The 18,268-nt window shown below is 59.7% G+C and carries 29 protein-coding genes and 2 other RNA genes; 2 read left to right on the forward strand and 29 right to left on the reverse strand.

Annotated elements, in window-relative coordinates; all coding sequences use genetic code 11:
• Window positions 1-3: 3 nt before the first annotated feature.
• Window positions 4-1,272, reverse strand: coding sequence for a PBECR2 nuclease fold domain-containing protein (locus BLL42_RS11625; protein WP_071552213.1), 1,269 nt, complete (start codon window positions 1,270-1,272; stop codon window positions 4-6).
• A 69-nt stretch (window positions 1,273-1,341) separates the two neighbouring features.
• On the opposite strand from BLL42_RS11625, the gene BLL42_RS11630 reads away from it, so the two are divergent.
• On the forward strand, window positions 1,342-1,701 hold the full coding sequence (locus BLL42_RS11630; protein WP_071552215.1) for a hypothetical protein: 360 nt from the start codon (window positions 1,342-1,344) through the stop codon (window positions 1,699-1,701).
• A 7-nt stretch (window positions 1,702-1,708) separates the two neighbouring features.
• Here BLL42_RS11630 and BLL42_RS11635 read toward each other — a convergent pair whose 3' ends face one another.
• The 28 genes from BLL42_RS11635 to BLL42_RS11770 form a co-directional block, all read right to left on the reverse strand.
• Window positions 1,709-3,265 carry a DUF935 domain-containing protein gene (locus BLL42_RS11635; RefSeq protein WP_071552217.1) on the reverse strand — a complete coding sequence of 519 codons (1,557 nt, stop codon included), beginning with the start codon at window positions 3,263-3,265 and terminating at the stop codon, window positions 1,709-1,711.
• Complete coding sequence (locus BLL42_RS11640; protein ID WP_071552219.1) at window positions 3,265-4,818, reverse strand: hypothetical protein; 1,554 nt, start codon at window positions 4,816-4,818, stop codon at window positions 3,265-3,267. The genes BLL42_RS11635 and BLL42_RS11640 overlap by 1 nt, the downstream gene beginning before the upstream one ends.
• Window positions 4,815-5,327, reverse strand: coding sequence for a DUF3486 family protein (locus BLL42_RS11645; protein ID WP_071552221.1), 513 nt, complete (start codon window positions 5,325-5,327; stop codon window positions 4,815-4,817). Before BLL42_RS11645 ends, BLL42_RS11640 begins: the two co-directional genes overlap by 4 nt.
• A gap of 3 nt (window positions 5,328-5,330) precedes the next feature.
• Window positions 5,331-5,642, reverse strand: a complete 312-nt coding sequence (locus BLL42_RS11650) for a hypothetical protein (protein ID WP_071552223.1) — start codon at window positions 5,640-5,642, stop codon at window positions 5,331-5,333.
• Window positions 5,639-5,971, reverse strand: coding sequence for a hypothetical protein (locus BLL42_RS11655; RefSeq protein ID WP_081427300.1), 333 nt, complete (start codon window positions 5,969-5,971; stop codon window positions 5,639-5,641). The genes BLL42_RS11650 and BLL42_RS11655 overlap by 4 nt, the downstream gene beginning before the upstream one ends.
• Window positions 5,968-6,189 carry a TraR/DksA C4-type zinc finger protein gene (locus BLL42_RS11660; RefSeq protein ID WP_071552225.1) on the reverse strand — a complete coding sequence of 74 codons (222 nt, stop codon included), beginning with the start codon at window positions 6,187-6,189 and terminating at the stop codon, window positions 5,968-5,970. The genes BLL42_RS11655 and BLL42_RS11660 overlap by 4 nt, the downstream gene beginning before the upstream one ends.
• Window positions 6,176-6,811 carry a DNA-packaging protein gene (locus tag BLL42_RS11665; protein ID WP_071552227.1) on the reverse strand — a complete coding sequence of 212 codons (636 nt, stop codon included), beginning with the start codon at window positions 6,809-6,811 and terminating at the stop codon, window positions 6,176-6,178. Before BLL42_RS11665 ends, BLL42_RS11660 begins: the two co-directional genes overlap by 14 nt.
• Window positions 6,808-7,440: a transglycosylase SLT domain-containing protein gene (locus tag BLL42_RS11670; RefSeq protein ID WP_071552228.1), complete on the reverse strand. Its 633-nt coding sequence runs from the start codon at window positions 7,438-7,440 to the stop codon at window positions 6,808-6,810. Before BLL42_RS11670 ends, BLL42_RS11665 begins: the two co-directional genes overlap by 4 nt.
• Before the next feature lie 2 nt (window positions 7,441-7,442).
• On the reverse strand, window positions 7,443-7,736 hold the full coding sequence (locus BLL42_RS11675) for a putative holin (protein ID WP_071552229.1): 294 nt from the start codon (window positions 7,734-7,736) through the stop codon (window positions 7,443-7,445).
• The gene (locus BLL42_RS11680) at window positions 7,733-8,074 is read right to left on the reverse strand and encodes a hypothetical protein (protein WP_071552230.1); all 342 of its coding nucleotides are present in this window, start codon (window positions 8,072-8,074) and stop codon (window positions 7,733-7,735) included. The genes BLL42_RS11675 and BLL42_RS11680 overlap by 4 nt, the downstream gene beginning before the upstream one ends.
• 109 nt (window positions 8,075-8,183) lie before the next feature.
• Window positions 8,184-8,726 (reverse strand): hypothetical protein, encoded by a 543-nt coding sequence (locus tag BLL42_RS11685; RefSeq protein WP_071552231.1) that lies wholly within the window; start codon window positions 8,724-8,726, stop codon window positions 8,184-8,186.
• Window positions 8,727-8,748: 22 nt separating this feature from the next.
• Window positions 8,749-9,186: a Mor transcription activator family protein gene (locus BLL42_RS11690; protein WP_071552232.1), complete on the reverse strand. Its 438-nt coding sequence runs from the start codon at window positions 9,184-9,186 to the stop codon at window positions 8,749-8,751.
• Window positions 9,186-9,599, reverse strand: a complete 414-nt coding sequence (locus tag BLL42_RS11695; RefSeq protein ID WP_071552233.1) for a gp16 family protein — start codon at window positions 9,597-9,599, stop codon at window positions 9,186-9,188. The genes BLL42_RS11690 and BLL42_RS11695 overlap by 1 nt, the downstream gene beginning before the upstream one ends.
• Window positions 9,596-9,889 (reverse strand): hypothetical protein, encoded by a 294-nt coding sequence (locus BLL42_RS11700; protein ID WP_174553332.1) that lies wholly within the window; start codon window positions 9,887-9,889, stop codon window positions 9,596-9,598. The genes BLL42_RS11695 and BLL42_RS11700 overlap by 4 nt, the downstream gene beginning before the upstream one ends.
• Window positions 9,876-9,946, reverse strand: an RNA gene (locus BLL42_RS11705) — hammerhead ribozyme type II. The genes BLL42_RS11700 and BLL42_RS11705 overlap by 14 nt, the downstream gene beginning before the upstream one ends.
• Window positions 9,945-10,616: a DUF2786 domain-containing protein gene (locus BLL42_RS11710; protein ID WP_071552235.1), complete on the reverse strand. Its 672-nt coding sequence runs from the start codon at window positions 10,614-10,616 to the stop codon at window positions 9,945-9,947. The genes BLL42_RS11705 and BLL42_RS11710 overlap by 2 nt, the downstream gene beginning before the upstream one ends.
• A 5-nt stretch (window positions 10,617-10,621) precedes the next feature.
• An RNA gene (locus BLL42_RS11715) (hammerhead ribozyme type II) lies at window positions 10,622-10,692 on the reverse strand.
• Complete coding sequence (locus BLL42_RS11720; RefSeq protein WP_071552236.1) at window positions 10,691-10,912, reverse strand: hypothetical protein; 222 nt, start codon at window positions 10,910-10,912, stop codon at window positions 10,691-10,693. Before BLL42_RS11720 ends, BLL42_RS11715 begins: the two co-directional genes overlap by 2 nt.
• An 8-nt stretch (window positions 10,913-10,920) precedes the next feature.
• Window positions 10,921-11,343, reverse strand: a complete 423-nt coding sequence (locus tag BLL42_RS11725; RefSeq protein WP_071552237.1) for a hypothetical protein — start codon at window positions 11,341-11,343, stop codon at window positions 10,921-10,923.
• Window positions 11,344-11,345: 2 nt separating this feature from the next.
• Complete coding sequence (locus BLL42_RS11730; protein WP_071552238.1) at window positions 11,346-11,576, reverse strand: hypothetical protein; 231 nt, start codon at window positions 11,574-11,576, stop codon at window positions 11,346-11,348.
• Window position 11,577: 1 nt separating this feature from the next.
• The gene (locus BLL42_RS11735; RefSeq protein ID WP_071552239.1) at window positions 11,578-12,201 is read right to left on the reverse strand and encodes a DUF3164 family protein; all 624 of its coding nucleotides are present in this window, start codon (window positions 12,199-12,201) and stop codon (window positions 11,578-11,580) included.
• Between the two features lie 11 nt (window positions 12,202-12,212).
• Entirely contained in the window at window positions 12,213-12,536 is a 324-nt protein-coding gene (locus BLL42_RS11740) for a hypothetical protein (RefSeq protein ID WP_071552240.1), read from the reverse strand.
• On the reverse strand, window positions 12,520-12,897 hold the full coding sequence (locus BLL42_RS11745) for a hypothetical protein (protein ID WP_071552241.1): 378 nt from the start codon (window positions 12,895-12,897) through the stop codon (window positions 12,520-12,522). Before BLL42_RS11745 ends, BLL42_RS11740 begins: the two co-directional genes overlap by 17 nt.
• Window positions 12,894-13,508 (reverse strand): helix-turn-helix domain-containing protein, encoded by a 615-nt coding sequence (locus tag BLL42_RS11750; RefSeq protein WP_081427302.1) that lies wholly within the window; start codon window positions 13,506-13,508, stop codon window positions 12,894-12,896. Before BLL42_RS11750 ends, BLL42_RS11745 begins: the two co-directional genes overlap by 4 nt.
• Entirely contained in the window at window positions 13,508-14,230 is a 723-nt protein-coding gene (locus BLL42_RS11755; protein WP_071552242.1) for an AAA family ATPase, read from the reverse strand. The genes BLL42_RS11750 and BLL42_RS11755 overlap by 1 nt, the downstream gene beginning before the upstream one ends.
• Window positions 14,231-14,254: 24 nt before the next feature.
• On the reverse strand, window positions 14,255-16,288 hold the full coding sequence (locus tag BLL42_RS11760; protein ID WP_071552243.1) for a DNA-binding protein: 2,034 nt from the start codon (window positions 16,286-16,288) through the stop codon (window positions 14,255-14,257).
• A complete protein-coding gene (locus BLL42_RS11765) occupies window positions 16,281-16,721 on the reverse strand; it encodes a hypothetical protein (RefSeq protein WP_071552244.1) in 441 nt (146 codons plus the stop codon). The genes BLL42_RS11760 and BLL42_RS11765 overlap by 8 nt, the downstream gene beginning before the upstream one ends.
• A gap of 2 nt (window positions 16,722-16,723) precedes the next feature.
• Window positions 16,724-17,059 carry a helix-turn-helix domain-containing protein gene (locus BLL42_RS11770; RefSeq protein ID WP_071552245.1) on the reverse strand — a complete coding sequence of 112 codons (336 nt, stop codon included), beginning with the start codon at window positions 17,057-17,059 and terminating at the stop codon, window positions 16,724-16,726.
• A gap of 159 nt (window positions 17,060-17,218) precedes the next feature.
• Here BLL42_RS11770 and BLL42_RS11775 point away from each other — a divergent pair, with 159 nt between their 5' ends.
• Window positions 17,219-17,923: an XRE family transcriptional regulator gene (locus BLL42_RS11775; protein WP_071552246.1), complete on the forward strand. Its 705-nt coding sequence runs from the start codon at window positions 17,219-17,221 to the stop codon at window positions 17,921-17,923.
• The last annotated feature ends 345 nt before the right edge of the window (window positions 17,924-18,268 follow it).

Consider the following 18,268-nt stretch of genomic DNA (forward strand, 5'->3'; position numbering starts at 1 on the left):
CTCCTATTCAGTGCGTCGGTAAAGGCGGACACCCAGGCGCAAGGCTTCAAGGTATTGCTCGCTGTCGTCAACAAAACCGGTCGCCCCCGTCCAGCCATCGGCGCCCTGGTCGAACACGGCCACGGCTGAAGCGGACTTGCCCTTCACCTGGACGTGCGCCAGGTAGCGCCGCCGAAGAACGGCTTTGCCCAGGTCCAACTGCCATTCCAGGCGTGCCCAGATCTCGTCGGGGTTCTTGATGGCTTCGGCCAACAGTGGCAGTTCGCGGGCCTTGAGCTGCTGGGCCAGCGCTATCGCGCCGGTTTTGGCATCGGTGAACATCTCCCGGCCGATCACCAGGGTGTCGCCGGTCACGTCGCGGAATACGGCCGGGGCGGCATCGGAGGCGCCGAACTCGCCCAGGAACTGGGTGACCGCTTGCGGTGCCGGGACTTTGGCCGGGAGCAAGCGCTTTGCCGGAACTGGACGAGGTGGTGGTAACGGGCCGGTTGGTTGGCGGTTGGGCAGGCCTGTTGCCGATACCGGGACTGGCGTTGCTGACGGTGCTGGCAATGGATCACGGACGCGCATCTGGGGCACGGCGTCCGACAGACGAGAGCGGCCTGGAGCGTATTCAAAACCGGGATCAATGCCCTTTGGCACGCGGACAGTCTGCGGGCCGTTGGGGCTGTTCTTGCCGATAACTCGGTCTTCCCACTCAATAGCGGGCGCTGGGCCAATTGTCAGGCCCTGACGCTCGACATCCCTGGCCGAGAGCATGAATTTTTTGCACTTACAGCCCCAGCCGTTCTGCGGGGTGTGGCTCGACCACCATGGGTCATCCAGCGGCAATGTAGTGCCATTCCAGGCCAGGTGCTGTGGGCGCGGGTGAGCGCTGTCGCCGTGGCGATACACGCCATAGGGGCGGCGCTTGCGTAGCTCCGGGTCGGCCATCTGCGCTTCGCGCCCAGCGTTGTAGGACTGGCGCAGGTTGGTTTCCCAAATGACGTTGGTACGCCAGCCACGTTCGCCCTGGTACTGCCAGCCGTGTTTGCCGACGACCTGATCGAAGTCTTTGCGAAACTGTTCCAGGGTGGTGCCATTGGCGATGGACTTCTCGACTGCGCCGCGTAGGTCGGCCAATAGATCGCGCTTGACCGCCCCGGCCACAACGAAGGCGTAGTCATGTTCGGCGGTGTAGATGTCCGTCCAGGAGCGGGTCGGCAGATCGACCTTGCCACGGAAGTAGTCGATCTGCTCTTTGAACGGTAATGAACCGTGAGAAACGGCCATTTAGTAACCTTCCTTTTTGTCGTAATTAGCTTATTGTTGTGCCGCATAAAACTTAAGGAGAACGACACGATGGAACAGACCGCAAACGAAATTCTTCAGCTTTTGGAAAGCAATCTCTACGTCCTTGAAAGCGAGGTTCTTGTTCGCGAAATCAAAGTCACGCTCAGTATTGAGTCTTTGAATCCGACCGTAGGTATAAAAATTTGGCTGGAACAGACAATTGATGGTCCCACCTATACCTACACTCTGAGCCACTACTTCAAGACACCGACGCAAGCTGGTGCTTACGTCCCAGGTAGCCGAACTCACTCAACCGAAAAAGCAACTCTTCAGGCCGCATTAAGCGCGCTCACCATGCATTACCCTGAAGCCATCCTGAAAAAACATGAACCTGACGAGTCCTGGTTGATTCCGAATCAATACTACTAACCTGCGCTCACAACCCCCTTAAGATGTCATCCCGCCCAGCCAGGCTGGCCGCCGCCAGCCCATCGGCAATAGCGTCCGCTAGCTGGTTGGTGGTCATCGTCGGATAGGTTTCAATCAACCGATCCCGAAACGCTTCCAGGCTGGTGACTGAGTCGAGCAGATCCTTGATCTCCTCGACCATGTCATCCAGGTGAACCCCTACAGCCCGCTCCATCGTCCGCACCTGGTTATCAACGATGTCCGGCAACACCACCGGTTTCCTGGGCACCTGCTCGCTGTTGGTCGCCTGCGCCAATGGTGGAGTGGCAACCGGCGCAGGGATGCCCAGCAGCTCGGCGCCCTCGGCAGGCGCAGGAATATTGAGCCTGTCGCTGACTACCGACTGTTCGACCTTGAAACCCAGCGGGACCAGCTCCTTGAGCGCTTCAATGAAGATTTTGGTGTTTTCAGGCTTGGGAACGTCGATGATCAGCCGCGGATACGGCCGACCAGGTGCAAAGTTCAGATCGCACCAAGGCCGCACAAAGTAGCGATTGAGGGTGTTGGATTCGGCCTTGGCATCGGCTTGCAGCAGGTCGAGGCGCACTTCGTTGTGGATCGTTGCCTGGGCCTGACTGGAGCCGTCGTCGGTGGACATGGTCTGACCGACCACGGCCTTGCTGACTTGCTTGTCCCACCACTCGGCCAGGCCTTTGAAGAAGTCCCCGGCACCGGTGACGTTCGCGGCCTGGGTGAAGTCGATGCGCATGCTGTCTGGGATTACCGCCGCCGCATCGCTGCCGAGGTTGGCCACCGCCGACATCAGGGTGGCTATATCGTCCTTGCTGGCCCCCGGCCCGTAGCGGCCCACGCGCATGGGCATGCCGAAGATATCGGCAAAGCCCATCCAGTCCTTCCAGGTCCAGGCCTTGCACATGTAGCCGACGGCCGCGAGACGCGCCAGGCCGCCCCGGATAGGCAGACCCGAACGGATGCGCGGTAGGTGGACGATGAACTTGTACGGTGCCAAAGCAACGCCATTCACCGGGTCGGCCTCATCGAGCAGGCGTAGCTCCCGGCCGGTGTCACGATCGAACTGGAAGAAGCGCTGATCGCGGGGCTCAAAGCGCTGCGGGTTCCAGGTCTTGCCGCTGCGGTCCCACATGATTTCGGAGACGGCATAGCCCTTGCCCATGGCGTCAGTCAGGTCGGCTTGCAGTTCGCCGAACTCGGGGGAGTCCACAATCTCTTTGAGTTCGTCGGCACGGCGCACGTCTTCGGCGTCGTCGCTGGCGGCTTCGACTCGGATCGACAGACCTGATATCGCCAGCTTGCGGGTGCCTAACACCGAGGCGTAATGCAGATCCCGTTCTTCCATTTCCTCGGCCAGGGTCAAGTAATCATGAGCCGAGCCCTCGGCGGCGGCTTGCAGGATGTTGGCCAGGCGACCAGGTGTCAGGCCGCTGGCCACTGACTGGTGCCATACCTGGCGAATGCCGGTGGTGCGGGCAGCGGCCAGCTCTTCCGTGAGTTTGTCGTACTGGATCGGGCGACCGTATTGATCGACGATGCGGGAGTCAGCCATTACCAAATGCCTTTCTGGGTGCGCCAACCGGCGCCGAGCTTGATCTCGCGATCCTGCTGGGCGGTGGGTTGGACTCGGTGAAATTCGAATATTTCTGTTTCCTGCCGGGAGGCGTAATCCGCCAGCACGGCAGCGATACCGGCGTCGCCATGGCGCTTGCCGCCAGACTTTTCGCCTTTCTCGTTGGTGCGCTTTTCCGGGATGCGGGCCACACCCTTGACCACCCGAAAAGCGCGCACGTCGCCGACCACGTCCTTGTCGGCCGGGATGTCGTAGAAGGTGTCGTCTTCCAGAGCGGCTTTGAACGGGGGCATGTTGTCGCGATACCAGCCCTCGGTCAGCATCACCCGCTCAATGCGGTTGAAGCCGAATTTAATGGCGGTGTCTTCTGAGAGGTTCGACCCGTTGCCTCTGGCGTCATCGGCCCCTTTTAGGAAGTTGGGTAGGCGGTCCAGGATGTAGAACTTGATCTGTTTTTGTTGCTTGAACGGCACGTTACGCAGCTCGACCACAAACGGTGTGCGTTTGCGCAGGTTCTGCTCCTTGAGCAGCGGCCAGATGACAGACAGGTCACCGCTACGGCCAAAGTCCATGCCGTAATAGCTTTGGACATCCAGCGGGATTGCCTCAAGCAGCGGTTTCAAATGCTCTTCGCACCACTCCAGCGACTCAGCCAGGCGCAGGTGTTCGGGCAGGGTCTCGTAGCCTTGCGGGTAGGCCAGGCGCAATACCGGCACGTCGCGGCTACTACGCTGCTCGACCAAGGCCAGACTGAGAAAGGCACCACCGCCCTGGGACGGTACGCAGTCCAGTTCCTCTTCCGACGCATCGCCGTAGAAGTCATAGACATCCTGGACCCAGACGGCTTCCTCTTCGGGTTTGTACTCGATGCCCTTGCGCAGGCAGACCCGCTGATAAAGCCCATCCTCGACCGCTTCACGGAATGGGCAACGGAACAGCGCGCCCTTGCGTTTACCTGCGCGGATATCGTTGATCAATTCGTTGAAGGCGTTTTCAGTGCCGTCGTGGGTGCTGATCACATGGACTTCACCGCCCCAGATCAACAGGGCCAGCGCCGCTTTTAGCAGCTCGGCCAGATCTTGGTGAAACGCCGCTTCGTCGATCACGACCACACCCTGACGACCACGTAGGTTGGACGGGCGACTGGTCAGCGCGACAATGCGGTGCCCGCTCGGGAAGCCGATGGTGTAGGTCTTGATGTGCTTGTCGGGGTCGCTGTCGGGCCAGATGCCTTCCTCAATCTCTTCGGCCGCATAGTTGTAAGCGCGAGCCCACATCGCGCAGGCCTGTATGTATTCGACCGTCATGTCCTGGTTGTAGCCCAGGTAATAAACCGTCTGGCCACCGGCCGGTTTTTCCGCCGCTGCCACCAGAACGTTGTCGGCTGCTTCCGCCCAGGTCAGGCCGATTCGGCGTGACTTCTCGCCAACCTTGAGGGGCGCACGAATGCCGATCCACTTTTTCTGATAGCCGAGCAGGACCGCCGGAGCCACCAGACTGGCGGTGCTGTCCAGGACAAGAGGCAGATTCATGCTGCCATCCCAAGAATCTCGCGCCGGATCTCGTCAACCGTGGCCTGATTCAAGCCACCTTTTTTGGCGATCTTCTCGACACGGGACGCTGCCGCCTCGGCCTTCTCGCGATATTCGCTTTGCCATTTTTTCTGCGCAATAGACGCCTTGCCCAACTCAGCCACAGCCTTGGCCACCTTCGGCAAGTCCATCTTGTCGCCGTCAGTCATGAGCAGCTTAAACAGATGTTCCTGCACCAAGCGCATCAGGGCTTCGTTGACGGCACCTTCCTCATCCGGTGCCGCAGCCACCACGGCGCGAGCCTGCTCGCTGGCTACCTTGAGCGCCGAGAGCTTGGATTCAAAGTCCTGGCCATAACGGTGTAGCGCCGATTTGCTGATCGAAAAACCCTGGGCCGACAGCTCGGCCGCAAGGCTTTCGTATTCGCTGAAGCTGTTTTCGGCGAGGGCCTTATCGAGCCAGGCCTTGACGGCCTTGGGCAGGCTGGCGACTTTGCTGCGCGGGGGCATGGCTTAGCTCCAGTATTTTTCGGGGCGGGCAATACCGGGATTGCAGTCGATGGTGTACTCGGCCACGTCGACGCCGTAGTGGGTCAAGCCACAGATCCAAGCGCCACTGGATTGTTTTTTCAGGGTCACCAGACTGCGATCTGCCAGGTAGTCGAGTTCACGGCGCAACTCCAAGGTGGTGACATCCGGGAGAATGCCCTGGATGGTCGAGAGCACCATGGCTTCGTGCGGGTCCACGGGGCGGGAGGTGTTGAGGGTGAGAAGGATGTACCACCGCAGGGATTCGCGGCGGACCTTGGCGGGATCAATGTTCATGGTCGTACTCCTTTGAGCTGAACGTTTTCTAACTTGAGCGCCAAGGCATCGAGCTTGGCTTCAATGACGGTTTGGTTTCGGACGTAGTCCTCACGTCGCACGTAGTGCAGGGGCAGATCTGCGCGCAGCCGCTCGAAGTTGAGTTCCACGCTTCGCAGGCGGTCGCTGTCTTTGGCCAAGGCGTTGAAGCGGTCATCCATCACGGCATTGCGCTGGTCCAGGCGCCGCTCGGTCTGCAACAGCAGCAGCTTCACCAGTCCGGCAAAACCACCCAACACCGTCACGCCGACACCAACCAACTGCCAGGCGGGCATTTCAATCATCATCATTTGCAGGCCCTTTTTTCGCGGCGACTTTGGCACTCGGCGCAGAACTGCACGCCTTCGACGGCCTGGCGTCGATCTTCTGGTATGGGCATTTCGCAATCAGCCATCTGGCAGAACTTGGCGGAAGGTCCAATCAAGGTTTCGCGCTGTGCCATATGTGCCGTTAACGCTGTTTTGTTATGGATCGCCTCCATCCGGGTGGCGAAGTCATCTGCTCTCATTGAGGGTCCAATCAATCAGATCGTTAAGTTGCGCTCGGCAGATTCCGTGCCTCTCTCCATTGCGCACCTGGTTAGTCAGGACTTGAGCCTGGCTAACGCCGGAGTCGAGATCGTCAGCGGTTCCGGCTCCGCTGGGCGGCGCAGCAGCTCCGCTGGTGCCGTTCGGGGTTGGCATTGCGGTACTGATACCGTTGGCGGTGTTCCACACGCGGACAAAGCCAGTAGTGAACACAGCAACAGGCAGCGGCTCGGGCTGCGCATCGAGGGCACGCCGGTAGCGTTTGGTGACATGGGCTATCTCTCCTGTGAGCTTGTCGGTGGTTTTGCGTAGGTTGTCTTTGGTGTCAGCCAACTGACTGGCCAGTTGGTTGCCCTTGGCCTGTTCGGCGCGCAGGTCCGCAATGATCTTGTTGGCAGCCGTTGTCGCAGCTTCGGCAGTGGTCTGTTTTTCCTTGGTGTAGGCTTGGCGCAGATCAGCGACTTCGGTGTCACCGTCGGACTTACCCAGGTTGTAGCCTTCGTCATAACCGTCTTGGCGGTTCAAGTGCAGGCCGTACACCACGGCGGCGATCACGCCGAGATACCAGAGGGCGGGCTTGATCAGATCAAACAGAACTTTCATTGGCAGACTCCCTGGCCCCAGCCATCAGCGATGTATAGGGCCTCCCAGCGCAACAGGATCAGGCGTGGGTATTGGCGGTTTTCCTTGAAGGCAGCGGCCGAACGGCCAGCGTTGTGCCGCTCGACGGAGTTGAACCAGGTCAGCGGATCGGCGCCTTTTGCCGAAGCCAACTTGCGGTCGCGGATGACCCAACCCAGCCCGCCGTTGTAGCTGGACAAGATGAACGCCCCTTGTTCGCAGAGACCACGCGCCTGGATGCGATCCGCTAGCCAGCGGTCGTAACTGACCAGCGCTTGCATGGACCAAATCGGGTTGAACGGTTCGACCTTGCCCAGGGCTTTGGGAAACAGCTGGGCAAGCCAGGTGGCGGTCGAGGGCATCACCTGGCCCAAGCCTTGCGCACCGACCGGCGATTTCGCATCGAACCGCCAGCGGCTTTCCTGGTGGATCTGCGCGGCAAAGGTCGACACCGGAGCATCTAGCCCCCATTCCGCCTGGGCGATACGGGTCAAGTCGCGGCGGTAGCGCTCGGCTTGGTCGGGTATCTCGGCGAAGGCCGTTGGACTGTTGGCGAGTCCGATCAGTAAGCCCCCGCAGGCCGCACCTATATATAGAAGGATTCGGCGCATGATCAGAGCCCCAACGTCAGGCCAAGGATGCAGGCCAGGACAACCAGGGCGCGGCGAATACCGGCCATTGCGCGTTCGACTCGGGCGACATGGTTGGGGCGCGCATACGGGAACAGCGCACGGTCAATCCAGTAACCGAGAACACCGCCCAGGGTGACCAGGCCTGCTTTATAAAGCACGACCGGCAGTTTGGTTGGTGCCACCAAGGCCAGGCCGATCAGCAGCACCAGGGTAATCAAGGTCCAATCGGTCATACGTGGCGCACGGGGGCGCCGCTTCGGTAAGTGAAGGTTCATGCAGATACTCGCGGTGTGTGGATGTTGGCTCGCAGGGCGGCCAGATGGTGGTTGGCAACCACAGCGTTGCCGCGCACAGGGATGGGCGCTCGGTACTCAGCAAGGACAGGCATTGCGGGGCTTACAGCGGGGCGAAACTTCTGACGCTGCTGGACGTGCTGCGCGGTGTGCGCTTCTGCCTGGGCAATATGCAGTTGCACCATGTCCCGCCAGTCAGCAGGAACCTTGGCCCACAAGACTTCGCGGGCAAGGTCATCCCCTGCGGCAAGGATGAGTTGCGCATGTTGGCGCGGCCACTGGGGCCGGGAGACTTTGAGGGAAGCGGGAGCGGTGTGCATGGTGCGAACCTGCCGTTTGAAAGAACGGGTGTAGGTTCGCGCACGGGGGGAGAAGTTGTAATTTCAGGGGGGTTTAAGGTTTTAGCCCCGCACGGTGGCGGGGCTGGTGTTAAAGCAACTTCATTGAGTAAATAGCCATTAGGCCCTGGGGGGTGTTTACAAGTTCAAGACTCACTTGAGATGTTCCCTTGCCAACTGTTTTGACTCCGCTTTTGGGTTTTCCACCAGCCCTGATAATGGGTTGTTGACGTGCCAGTTCGTGTACCCAAAAATCATTTACAAGACCGAAAGCAGCACCTCTACCTAAAAGACCCTGAAACAAAACGTCTCTGAGCGCCTCGGCATTGTCATAGTCGGCGTTAGTAGTTGTGGCAGTAAAAAGCAGCATCACCGTCAATTCAGTTATTGCATCTTTACCTTTGCCACTGATCTGAACAATTGACGCGGCACTGCCGACAGGGACCGTCCCAACCCAGCGCTTCAACCCATCTGTATCAGTTTCAGTCAATTGACTGCGGACGTTGGGAAGTTCTTCCAGTAACTGATCGTATGAGTTTTTGAATGCGTGCTTTGGGCTGTCGGCGACAGCGTGGGCCGATAAAGAAACGGCCAAGCCGAGAAGTATTCCGAGTAAACCATTAACTACTTTCATACCCGCTCTCCTATGAGCAACCCTAATGAATCGTCCCGTCATCAAAGCCGAATAAGTCGGGCTCGCTCTTTCGGTGCAGCGCCCGTTGACGGGCAATGATGTCATAAATCGTTTGGCTCGACAGATCGTACTTGCTGACCATATCAGCAGGCTTAACCCCCTTGTCCCGCCAGTCCTGATAGATAGCGGCGTCGCGCATGGCCCGCTTGAGGATTGTGCCGCGTGGCAAATACATCACTGTGCCGCCCTGGTGTTCGCAGATGGCGTAGACCACGCGGCGGGCCAGCTCAGGAGCGCTATCGGTGTTGTTGAGCGCCTTGCGCAGCTCGACTTCGGCAACTCTGACCATCTCACCCAAGGTGCCCTCCCAGCGGGCAAGGACGGTTGGTGCTTCCATATGAGCCAGAACCTTTTCAGGGTCGAGCTTATCCGTGTCGTCCGGGAACAGTTCTTCGTTCATTACTCGGTCCTCCCGTGTCGGCGGGCATCGTAGGTCAATGCCGCCACCATTTTGTGGAGCTGTTGCGGGTCCAGCCACTCCACGCGTTCGACCTTGAACATGCGCATGGCCATGCCATCGGCATACGCCCAAGAGCGCTTGGCCTCGGCGAGAAAGGCCTCGACCTTGCCCATCAGCTTTTCCCGGTCCGGTGCTGGGGTAGGAGCCTTGCGGCCAGTTTGTTTGGCGGGCGTCGAGGTCCAGCCCAATCGGGCGAACTCGGCCAGCACGTGGCCGATCTGACGCGGGTTCAGGTCTTTGGCCGAACGCACACCCGCCACCCGACCCAGTATGGAGCGGTAGGTTTCGTCATCCAACCCCAAGTCTTTCTTGGCAATGTGGATCTTGCTGAGTTGTAAGTTTCTGGTGTTCATTGTCCCCTCCGTTGTATCAGGGCACGGAATGCTGCTGGATCACGCCGGGACAGTTCGGCCACCCCGTGAATCGTTGCAGTGAGCGCATGCTCGGTTTCATCGAACGCACCGGCCGTGCGGATCTGCTCCAGCTCCCGTTCCGTACCGCTGTAGATTTCCATTTTCAGTTTGCTGGCGCCCATGGCGAGCCGCTTGTCCTTGAGCCGCTTACGTTCCGCACGCTTGCGTTCACGGGCCAGACGGGTTTTACGTGCTGCGGGTGTTTCGTCGGTCATGGGTTGGCTGCTCATCAATACCGGACAACCACGTCCGGCAGACCGCCCCGGAATACCAGGGTGGTTTCGCTTAATTCAGGGCTAGTTGGTCTTGACCGTTCAGGCCGTGATTCAGACGAACATCACTGGCAGCGACGATGCCGTGCATCGCGTCGGTCATGGCCCGCACACCATTACCCTTGCTGGCGTTACGTTCGCGACAGTCGAGCTTTTCCGTTTCCGCGTGGTGCTTGAGCATGTACGCGGCTGCGGCCGGGGATGGTTCATCGTTACCGGCGAAGGCCATGACTTGCTGGCGCACAGCCGACACCCAAGCCTTACAGAACACATCGGCGCGCTTGGTCTTGGTCGCAGTCTTGCAGCGCTTCAACTGAGTGCTGATAAAGTCGCGGCGGGACTGCCGAATCTGACGGAGCAGCAGGGTCATGGTGTAGCTGGCCAGCTCTGCCAGTTCGCCGATGAATCGCCATTCACCGATGCCCGCCATGAACAGGATGTTGCAGGCATAGGCCTTGGTCACGGCCCCGGCCAGGTTGGCTTCCCATTGCGGCGGGACCATCTTCGAACCACTACGGGCGGCGCACTCGTACACCTCGGAAAGCTGAATATCCGACTCTTCCAGGCGGTATTTCTCCATCAGTGCGCGGGCTTGGCGCATCGCAGCGGCGGCTTCGTGTGGGTTGTCGCTGGCTGCCAGGCGCAGCAGTTTCTTGATTTTGTCTAAAGCTTTCTCGTGATCCATGTATTCCTCGGCTGCTCATCAGTACCGGGCAACCACGCCCGGCAGACCACCCCGGATCGCCGGGACGGTTTCGCTTAATGGAGGGTGGTGTTGCTTGGCTGTCGGCGGCAGGCCGGGAGCGCGCCCAGACTTTCTTCGCAAGCGGCCATGCCGAATAGCATTTGCGAAATACGTAGCGCCTCAGTCTGCGAGGTCTGCCCAAACGGCCCGACTCGGGCGCCGGACATGTCCAGGGATACCGTCGGTTTACCGCTGTCGTCGTGATGGTCTTCAAGGGTGATGGTGATCTTGGCCATGGGATGTCCTATCGCTGTACATGGAAGGTGATGTGGTAGTCGCGGGCGATCTGCCGCACGCGTTTCTCGGTCATGTGGTGTTTCTTGGCGATCCACTTGGGCGAATTACCTAGGGCGGCATCAGCCATGATCAGGGCCGCGAGTTTTTGCTCATCTGTCTGTGCAAGTTCTGTCGCAGGCTCGGGCAACACTTGCCCTTTGGGAGCTGCCTCAGAGGCAACTGGCACGAACAGATGGGCATAGACCGGCGAGCGCTCGGGGTTGATGGTGAACGTCGCAGGCGTATTGCTCATGCAAAAACCGATCTGCTGGACATTGCCGCCGCGAGCCAGGAACTCGGCGGTTTGGCGAGCAAGGTTCGCGCGTTCGGTATCGTGCTGTGGCGAATGAATAGGCAGCGGATCTGTGGTGGTGTCGTGGTAGCGCTGCATGGTCAGGTCTCGTCGGCTTGTTTGAAGTGGTAGTGATAGAGTTTCAATACAGCAGGACAGCCGTCTTGAATCTCCTCCACACTGTCAATTACAGCGTTAGGGCGCAGTTTTTCGATCAGACGGTCGGCTGCCTTTTTGGCTGACTCTGCCGATGAGGCAGTGGTTTTGTAGCCAGGCGCTCTGGCGTGGTACGCGCCGGTGCTGAAGAAGCACCGGATGGTGATCGGCGTCATCTCACACCCCCGCAATATCAAGGCTAATGGGCTGGTACTGATCGGTGTCGCCGACGCGCTCATACACGCGGATGTAGGACTTTGAGCCGACCACCTGACAGGCTTCGCCGATGGCTTGCATGGCGCGCTGCCAGCGTTCGTCGGCAATCTCCAAGCGGCGCAGGGCCAGGACTCGCGCCGTGCGGATGTCGCCCTTGGTGTCGGTGCGGAACGCGTCGTTGACCAAGGTGACCACCTCCGGCCGCGCCCCGGCGGTCCACTCTTCAAGGCATTCGTCGATCAAGGCCCGAGCCGCCTGGAGGCGTTCGTCAAAGGCGATGCTTTCCTGAATGGCTCGCTGAATTTTGTAACGGCCATCGAAGCTGATCAGGCTGACATTGCCTTTCTTGCCGCCCAGCTTGGCACCGTATTCCTCGGCGCTCATCTCGACGAAGGCGTCGATATCACCGAAGGCAGCGGCCTTGAACAAGGCCAAGCCTTTGCTGGCCACTCGGGCTTTTTCGACCAGTTCCAGCACCAGGGCGTCGCGGGCCAGATCAAGCGGCTTGATCATGCTTTCAGCAACGAGACGACGTTGCGCATCGACGCGATAGCCTTCGGGGATGGTGTGTTGTTGTGCAGTCATTACAGGGTTCCTCAATGGAGAGTCGGGCGAGCCCAGTCGTCAGGACGGGCGGCGCTGATGGTTTCGCGCCATTCCAGGGTCACACCCTGGAACAACACGGTGTAACGGGTGCTACCGGCGCTTGCATGGCGCTGGTAACCGCTGACGGCACGGGCGTCGACCAGTCGGCGACCGGCGTCGGGATCGATAGTCAGCCGGTTCTCTAGCGGGTCTAGGCTCAGCAGGCGGATACGCATTGACTGCAAGGCACGGGCGGCGTGGTTGAACACCCGCAGGCGTTCAGCCAGTGACGGGGTCAACACTTTCAGCGGCGTGCGGTTAGTGGAGGCGAGCATGGTCAATCTCCTGATGGCAGCGGTCGGGGTTGTGAATGCAGTGCTGACAGGCGCGCCAGTGCTGCATGGCTTGCGGGTTGTGGGTGGGTGCCGGTTTTTCGCGATAGATTTGGCACTGATCAGTGGTGACCACGTCGTCCAAGGCGACACACTCGATACGGCCGAGGGTTTCCATGACACGGCGCTCAACACCAGCCGTGCTGGGTGACGCGTAGCGGTTGGCCAGGATCAGGCTGACGGTGGTGCGGCTCATACCGATGCGTTGGCTGGCTTTGGTTTTGTTGCTGGCAGCGACTTCGGCGGCGAGCAGGCGAACGAACAACGGCGGCTCTGGACCCCAGGCGGCGAGTTGAACGTTCATAGAACATCCTCCGTAGGTTCGGCCTGACGGAACACGACTTCGCCCAGGTTGGGGTCGAAGACCTGACCGATGCGCTGAATCATGGGCGGGCGTGGGCCGGTGTATTTTCCGTGCCCCAGACGGTAACGGGCCTTCTTACCTGGCTTGCTGGCCTGGACCTCGACGACATAGCCCGCACGCTTGAGCCATTTCAGATAAGAACGGGCCGTCCAACTGGTGGTCGGCACCACAATGGAGGCTTGCGCGGCCAACTCGTCGGCATCCAGTTCGCCCAGGATGCGCAGGGAGCGCCACATGGCTTCGGTGCCTTTTCCGGCGGTGCTGGGCTTGCCGTCGCGAGTGACGGCGGGCGCCTCGGCTCCTATGTCATTGAGCAGGCGCAAGGTCTGTTCTTCGAACTTGGCCCCCGTGACGACCTCAACATAACCACCCTTGATCAGCGATTGCAGGTAGCTGCGCACGGCGGTGTCATCGGTGCAGGCACGACGGGAAATTTCATAGGCCGTAAACCCATCACGGCCTACACGGATGGCTTCCCAAATGCGCTGGCGATTGCCTTTGGTGCCCTGCATTTCCAGATCAATCTGTTTGCGTCCACGTCCCCCAGCCATTACACACCCCTCCGTACAGGAGCCTCGCCGGTAAACCAGCCGCGATTGCCCCATCCAGCCAGGTCGATGCTGTCCATCGCCATGGCCTGGGTTTCGCCGTAGACCTTGTAGAGGTTGACCGCGACGCGGCGCAGGCAGCCGCGCACCTTGTGGCGCAGGTCTTCCAGCAGGTCGTCGGCAATTTTCAGGTTCGGATAGCTGGCTTTGGCCAGACTGCGAAGGTCGTCGAGGGTCGCCGGTTGAGCGGGCACCCACTCCAGCACGCGGTTATGCAGGCGTTCCAGCTTGGCCAAGCTGCTGGGCACACGCTCTTCGCCGATCAGGACGATGGTGCCCTGACTGGCGTTGTAGATATCCGTCAGGACATTGGCCACGGCTTTTTCGAGCAGATATTGAACGTCATCAATCAGCAGCGGACGGCCACTGCGGGACAATTGTTCGGCCACCTGATCGACCATCACCGACAGCGTTTGGCCGGGGGCGATACTCATTTCTCGCAGGATCGCCTGTAGGAAAGCTTTCTTGCTCCAGGTGTCGCGGCACTCGACGTAGTAAGCGCGGTGCAGGTTGGCGGCGAAGGCCGCCCCAACGCTTTTGCCCAGGCCACTGGCGCCGTACATCACCACCAGACCGGGCAGGCCCATCGGGCGGGAGTGAGCACGCTCGATGGCGGCAGACAACAGGCCGACATTGGTCAGCGGTACGATTTTAGAAACGCTCATATAAAGCTCCTTGAAAGTCTTGTGTTAGGCGCGGGCTTGTTCAGCGAACTCGAACATGCGGCGGATCGAGGCGAAGTCCGGGTGTTTGGGGTAGCGGTTGTGCCACTGGGCTTCTTCGTCCGTCAGGGCTTCGCCATGGCTCAGGCGGTCAGCGAGCTGGTGCCAAAGGTGGTAACGGGCGGTTGGGTCGGATGGCAGGTCGAAGGTCTGCGCCTGTGGGGCTGCCAGTTGGGCGAAGCGTTGTGCTTCGGCGAGTTGGTCGGCGCTGAGTTGGGCGGAAGGCGCGCTGGTCGGCGCGATCATTTCCACGCGCTTGCCAGTCAAGGTTTCCAGCTTGTCCACGGCGCGCTTCATCTGGCCGCTTTCGCGCTTGTCGTAGGCTTTCTCAATCATCGCCTTCGGCATGTAATCGCTGGCGTTGCCGTCCAATAGGGCTTCGCCGATCAGGTCGCCGTCCAAGGTACGGACCCAAACGCGGGAGGCGTCACGCACGTCATAGGCAAGGCGGATTTCATCGCCGTGGAAGTTACGCAATGCGTCCAGGAAGTAGGTTTCGTTAGCCCAAGTAACTTCGCCGCGACGGGTTGGGCGCAGGACTTGCGGACGCATCAGGTCATTCAGCAGCTCAGACGACGCCACCATTGGCTCCCAGCCCTCTGCGCGAGCGGCATCCCATGCTTCGTTGGGGCTCATGTGGCGTAGCTTGCCGGTCAGCGGATCGCGGAACCGTTCCAGGCCTCGGTGCGGAGTGTTGTTGTAGATGTCGAGTTCATACTCAACGCCCGCCATGAACTCGGCGAAGGTCGGGATCAAGCGGGTGGTGCCCGTCTCGCGCAGTTGTTTGCGGCTGATCCGATGGACTTTCGTGCCCGCGTGCTTGTCCATGTCGGCGCCGATATAGCTCGTCAGCTTCTTCGCGGCATTGACCCAGATGGTCTGGTGTGAACGCTCGATCAGACCTCGCGCCTGACTGTTATAAGGCAGTGCATGGGTCATAGTGCCGCCGATCCGGTCGACCACTTCGCGCACGGTGTCGTTGGCGAACCCTGAACCGTTGTCCACGTAGAACATGGCGAACATGCCGTACTGCACAGCATCGCGCAGGGCGTCCAGAACACCGATGGTGGACTCGGCTTCACCAATGGAGATGCCCACGGCTTTGCGGGTGGCAACATCGAGGACGGTGGTGGTTTCCGGCCGGTATGGTTTCCCGGTGCGCGGATTGAGTACTTCGGCGTCGAACTTGTGACCGTCAGCGGTGAACACGTCGCAGGGGTACAGGTTCTTAGTGGTCCGACGCTTGAAGGGTTGCAGCGCCTTGAGTTCCTGTGGGGTACGACGGCCGCGCTCGCGAGCCTCGGCGCTGAGCTTATTAAGGAAGCGACGGACCACGTGGATGCTCGGGCGCTCGGCCGGATGCTTGAGGGCGAACTCGGCATAAGCCGCTTCGACGCTGGGCTTGGTTGGGCGCTGGTAGCAAGTCAGGAAAGACGCCGACCACGCGGGCAAGCTCATGTCTTTCTGACGGCGAGCAGGCGCCAGGCCTGTTTCGCCATGCTGACGGTAGTCGGACAGCCAGCGTTTGAGGGTGCGTTCGCTCAAAGAACGGTCGCCGGTCTTGCGGTCGTTGGCGCGCTGCACACGCTCAGTCAGATACGGGCTAAGTTGCTCAGCCTTGGCTAGGGCGACCAGGGAATCGATGGCGCGTTGCTGGCTTATGGTCTGGCTCATGCGCTCGATCTCGCGCACAAAGGCCAGTCGGGCTGTCATGACTGAGCGTTGATCTTCGCTCAAGCGTGACGCAGAAATAGCGTCACGCTCAGTTGTATTAGGTTGTAGTTCGGCAACTTGCTGAGGCTGGGTCTCCGTTACCGACGCGGCGATCAATGCGGTCTGGGTTTCTTTTGGCAGGATGGCAAAGGCGTATTCGATGGCCTTGCTGCCTAGGCGGTGTTGACCCTCCCATTGTTCGCGGGCGGCCATGGCCTTGACGTTGCGAGCAGTGCCAGGCAGCCCAGGCAGACCAGCCAGTTCCTGGGCGGTGAACCAATTACGCATGGTCTTCACCCAGCAGCTTTTTCAGTTCACGAGCTTGACGAGTAGCATTCGCGGCGACTCGCTCAAGCCGACCTAGCTCGGTGTCCAACGCCTCGCGCCCATAAGCAACACGACCACCACGTAAGTGCACCTGCCAGTTTGTCAGGACGTGGCTGGCACAAACCTCTTCCAGCAACGCGGCTCTATATAGAGGAAGGTTGTGATCAGCGCGGGCAGGACTCGACCAAGCGTCTAACATGTTCTTACTGACGTCATCGCCTGACAGGCGAGACATACGAGCGGCGATTTCATAGCGGTCCAGCTCGGAGCCCTTGAGGATTTCACTCACCAGCTCACTGACTTGAGCCGCGTAGTTGCCGAGACCAGGGATAGAAAGAACCGGCTGTGGGACAGAGAATATGTCTAGCGTCTTGTCATCTTTTGGGCGGCGCATGTTTAGGCACTCCTTACCGCTTTACAGTGTCCAACCGGGTAGAGTCCGGTATCCTTGCTGTAGGACGTGTTTATTTCCGCGCGCCCAGGGCGTTGCCGATGTGGAGTGCCGTCAGCGTTCCAGCGCTCCGGCCAGATGTCGGCGGGATCAAGGCTCAGGGCGTCAGCGAGGGAGCGCTCAATGCGTGGGTAAGGCGTACTTTTGGCATTGCGGATTGCGCGGTCGGTCACTTCTAGCTGACGTGCAAGCTCGGCCATTGAGGTGCCACGAACACGGAGTTGGTATTTGATCCACTCCCATCGGCTAGCTGGGTCTGTGGGCATGTCGATATCGCTCATAGTTTTGAACCATCTTCACGGGTGGTTTTTTTGGGACGTCTAACGTCCTGTTGCGGATAAACATAGCGCGGATAACCGCGCATATCAATCGGAAAAACGCGCATCCGATTCTTTTTTATGCGTTTCACGCCCAGAAAAATGAATAACCGAGAGAAATCAATGACTTACAAGGAATCGGATAAAACGGATGCTTCAGATACGCAGCATCCGATTCCAGTGGGGGCAATCGGATGCTTCCGGGATAGGCTCAAGGACGCGATGGGCACCAGGGCTGCACGCGTTTTTTCGCGTGAATCAGGCCTTTCCGAGGGAGCTATACGCAGTTATCTGAGCGGGGAGACGTATCCGACCCTCGACAGGCTGGAACAGATAGCGCAGGCCGCAGGCGTTTCCGCGATGTGGCTGGCATTTGGGGAAGAGCAACAGGTACAGCGGGTAATAGAAGACGATAAGTACAGCTATGTCCCTCTCTACGATGCACGGTGCAGCGCAGGACATGGCTCATGGAGCGAGGGTGCGCGGATTTTGACGCACCTGGCGTTCACGACCTACTCACTGCGTAAACAGGGTCTGGAGCCGTCGAAGCTGTCCGCTATCAGGGTTGACGGTGATTCGATGGAGGGGCTGCTGAGCGATGGCGACACGGTCCTGATAGACCATAGCCGCAACACGCTGGAGGGAGAGGCGGTCTACGTGATCCGCCTGGATGACCATCTCTATGCCAAGCGTCTGCAACGCCAGATTGGTGGCGGTGTCGCGGTCATAAGCACTAACACGGCCTATCAGACGATGACGGTTACGAGAGAAAACCTGAACGACCTGGAGATAGTCGGGCGCGTGGTCTGGGCTGGAGGCTGGATGTAAGCGCCTCGGTACATTATTACGATACCGAGCCGACGTTGGTGCCCGGTGCCAAAGCTCTCGCCAAATCGGCCTAGACACAACGCTAGTGTCTAATTTTGCCTGTTTATTGTTTGGCACCGTTTTGGCACTGGTCTCGGTATGCGGTTTGCTCTGAACCCCTTGCTCCGCCTAGCCGCCCGGCCTCATACCGCTTTGTCCCGGTTCATCCCACCAGCTTTCGGTCCAGTGCCAAACATAGAACCTCCCCACACCCAACCACTCAGGCCGGCTGTCAGGCCGCCGTGCTGTTGCCATTGATCTTGATCTACCCGCCCCATCGGGAGGCCGAGTGGAGGTGTTCATCAG

It is taken from the genome of Pseudomonas frederiksbergensis (assembly GCF_001874645.1).
Lineage (GTDB): Bacteria > Pseudomonadota > Gammaproteobacteria > Pseudomonadales > Pseudomonadaceae > Aquipseudomonas > Aquipseudomonas frederiksbergensis_B.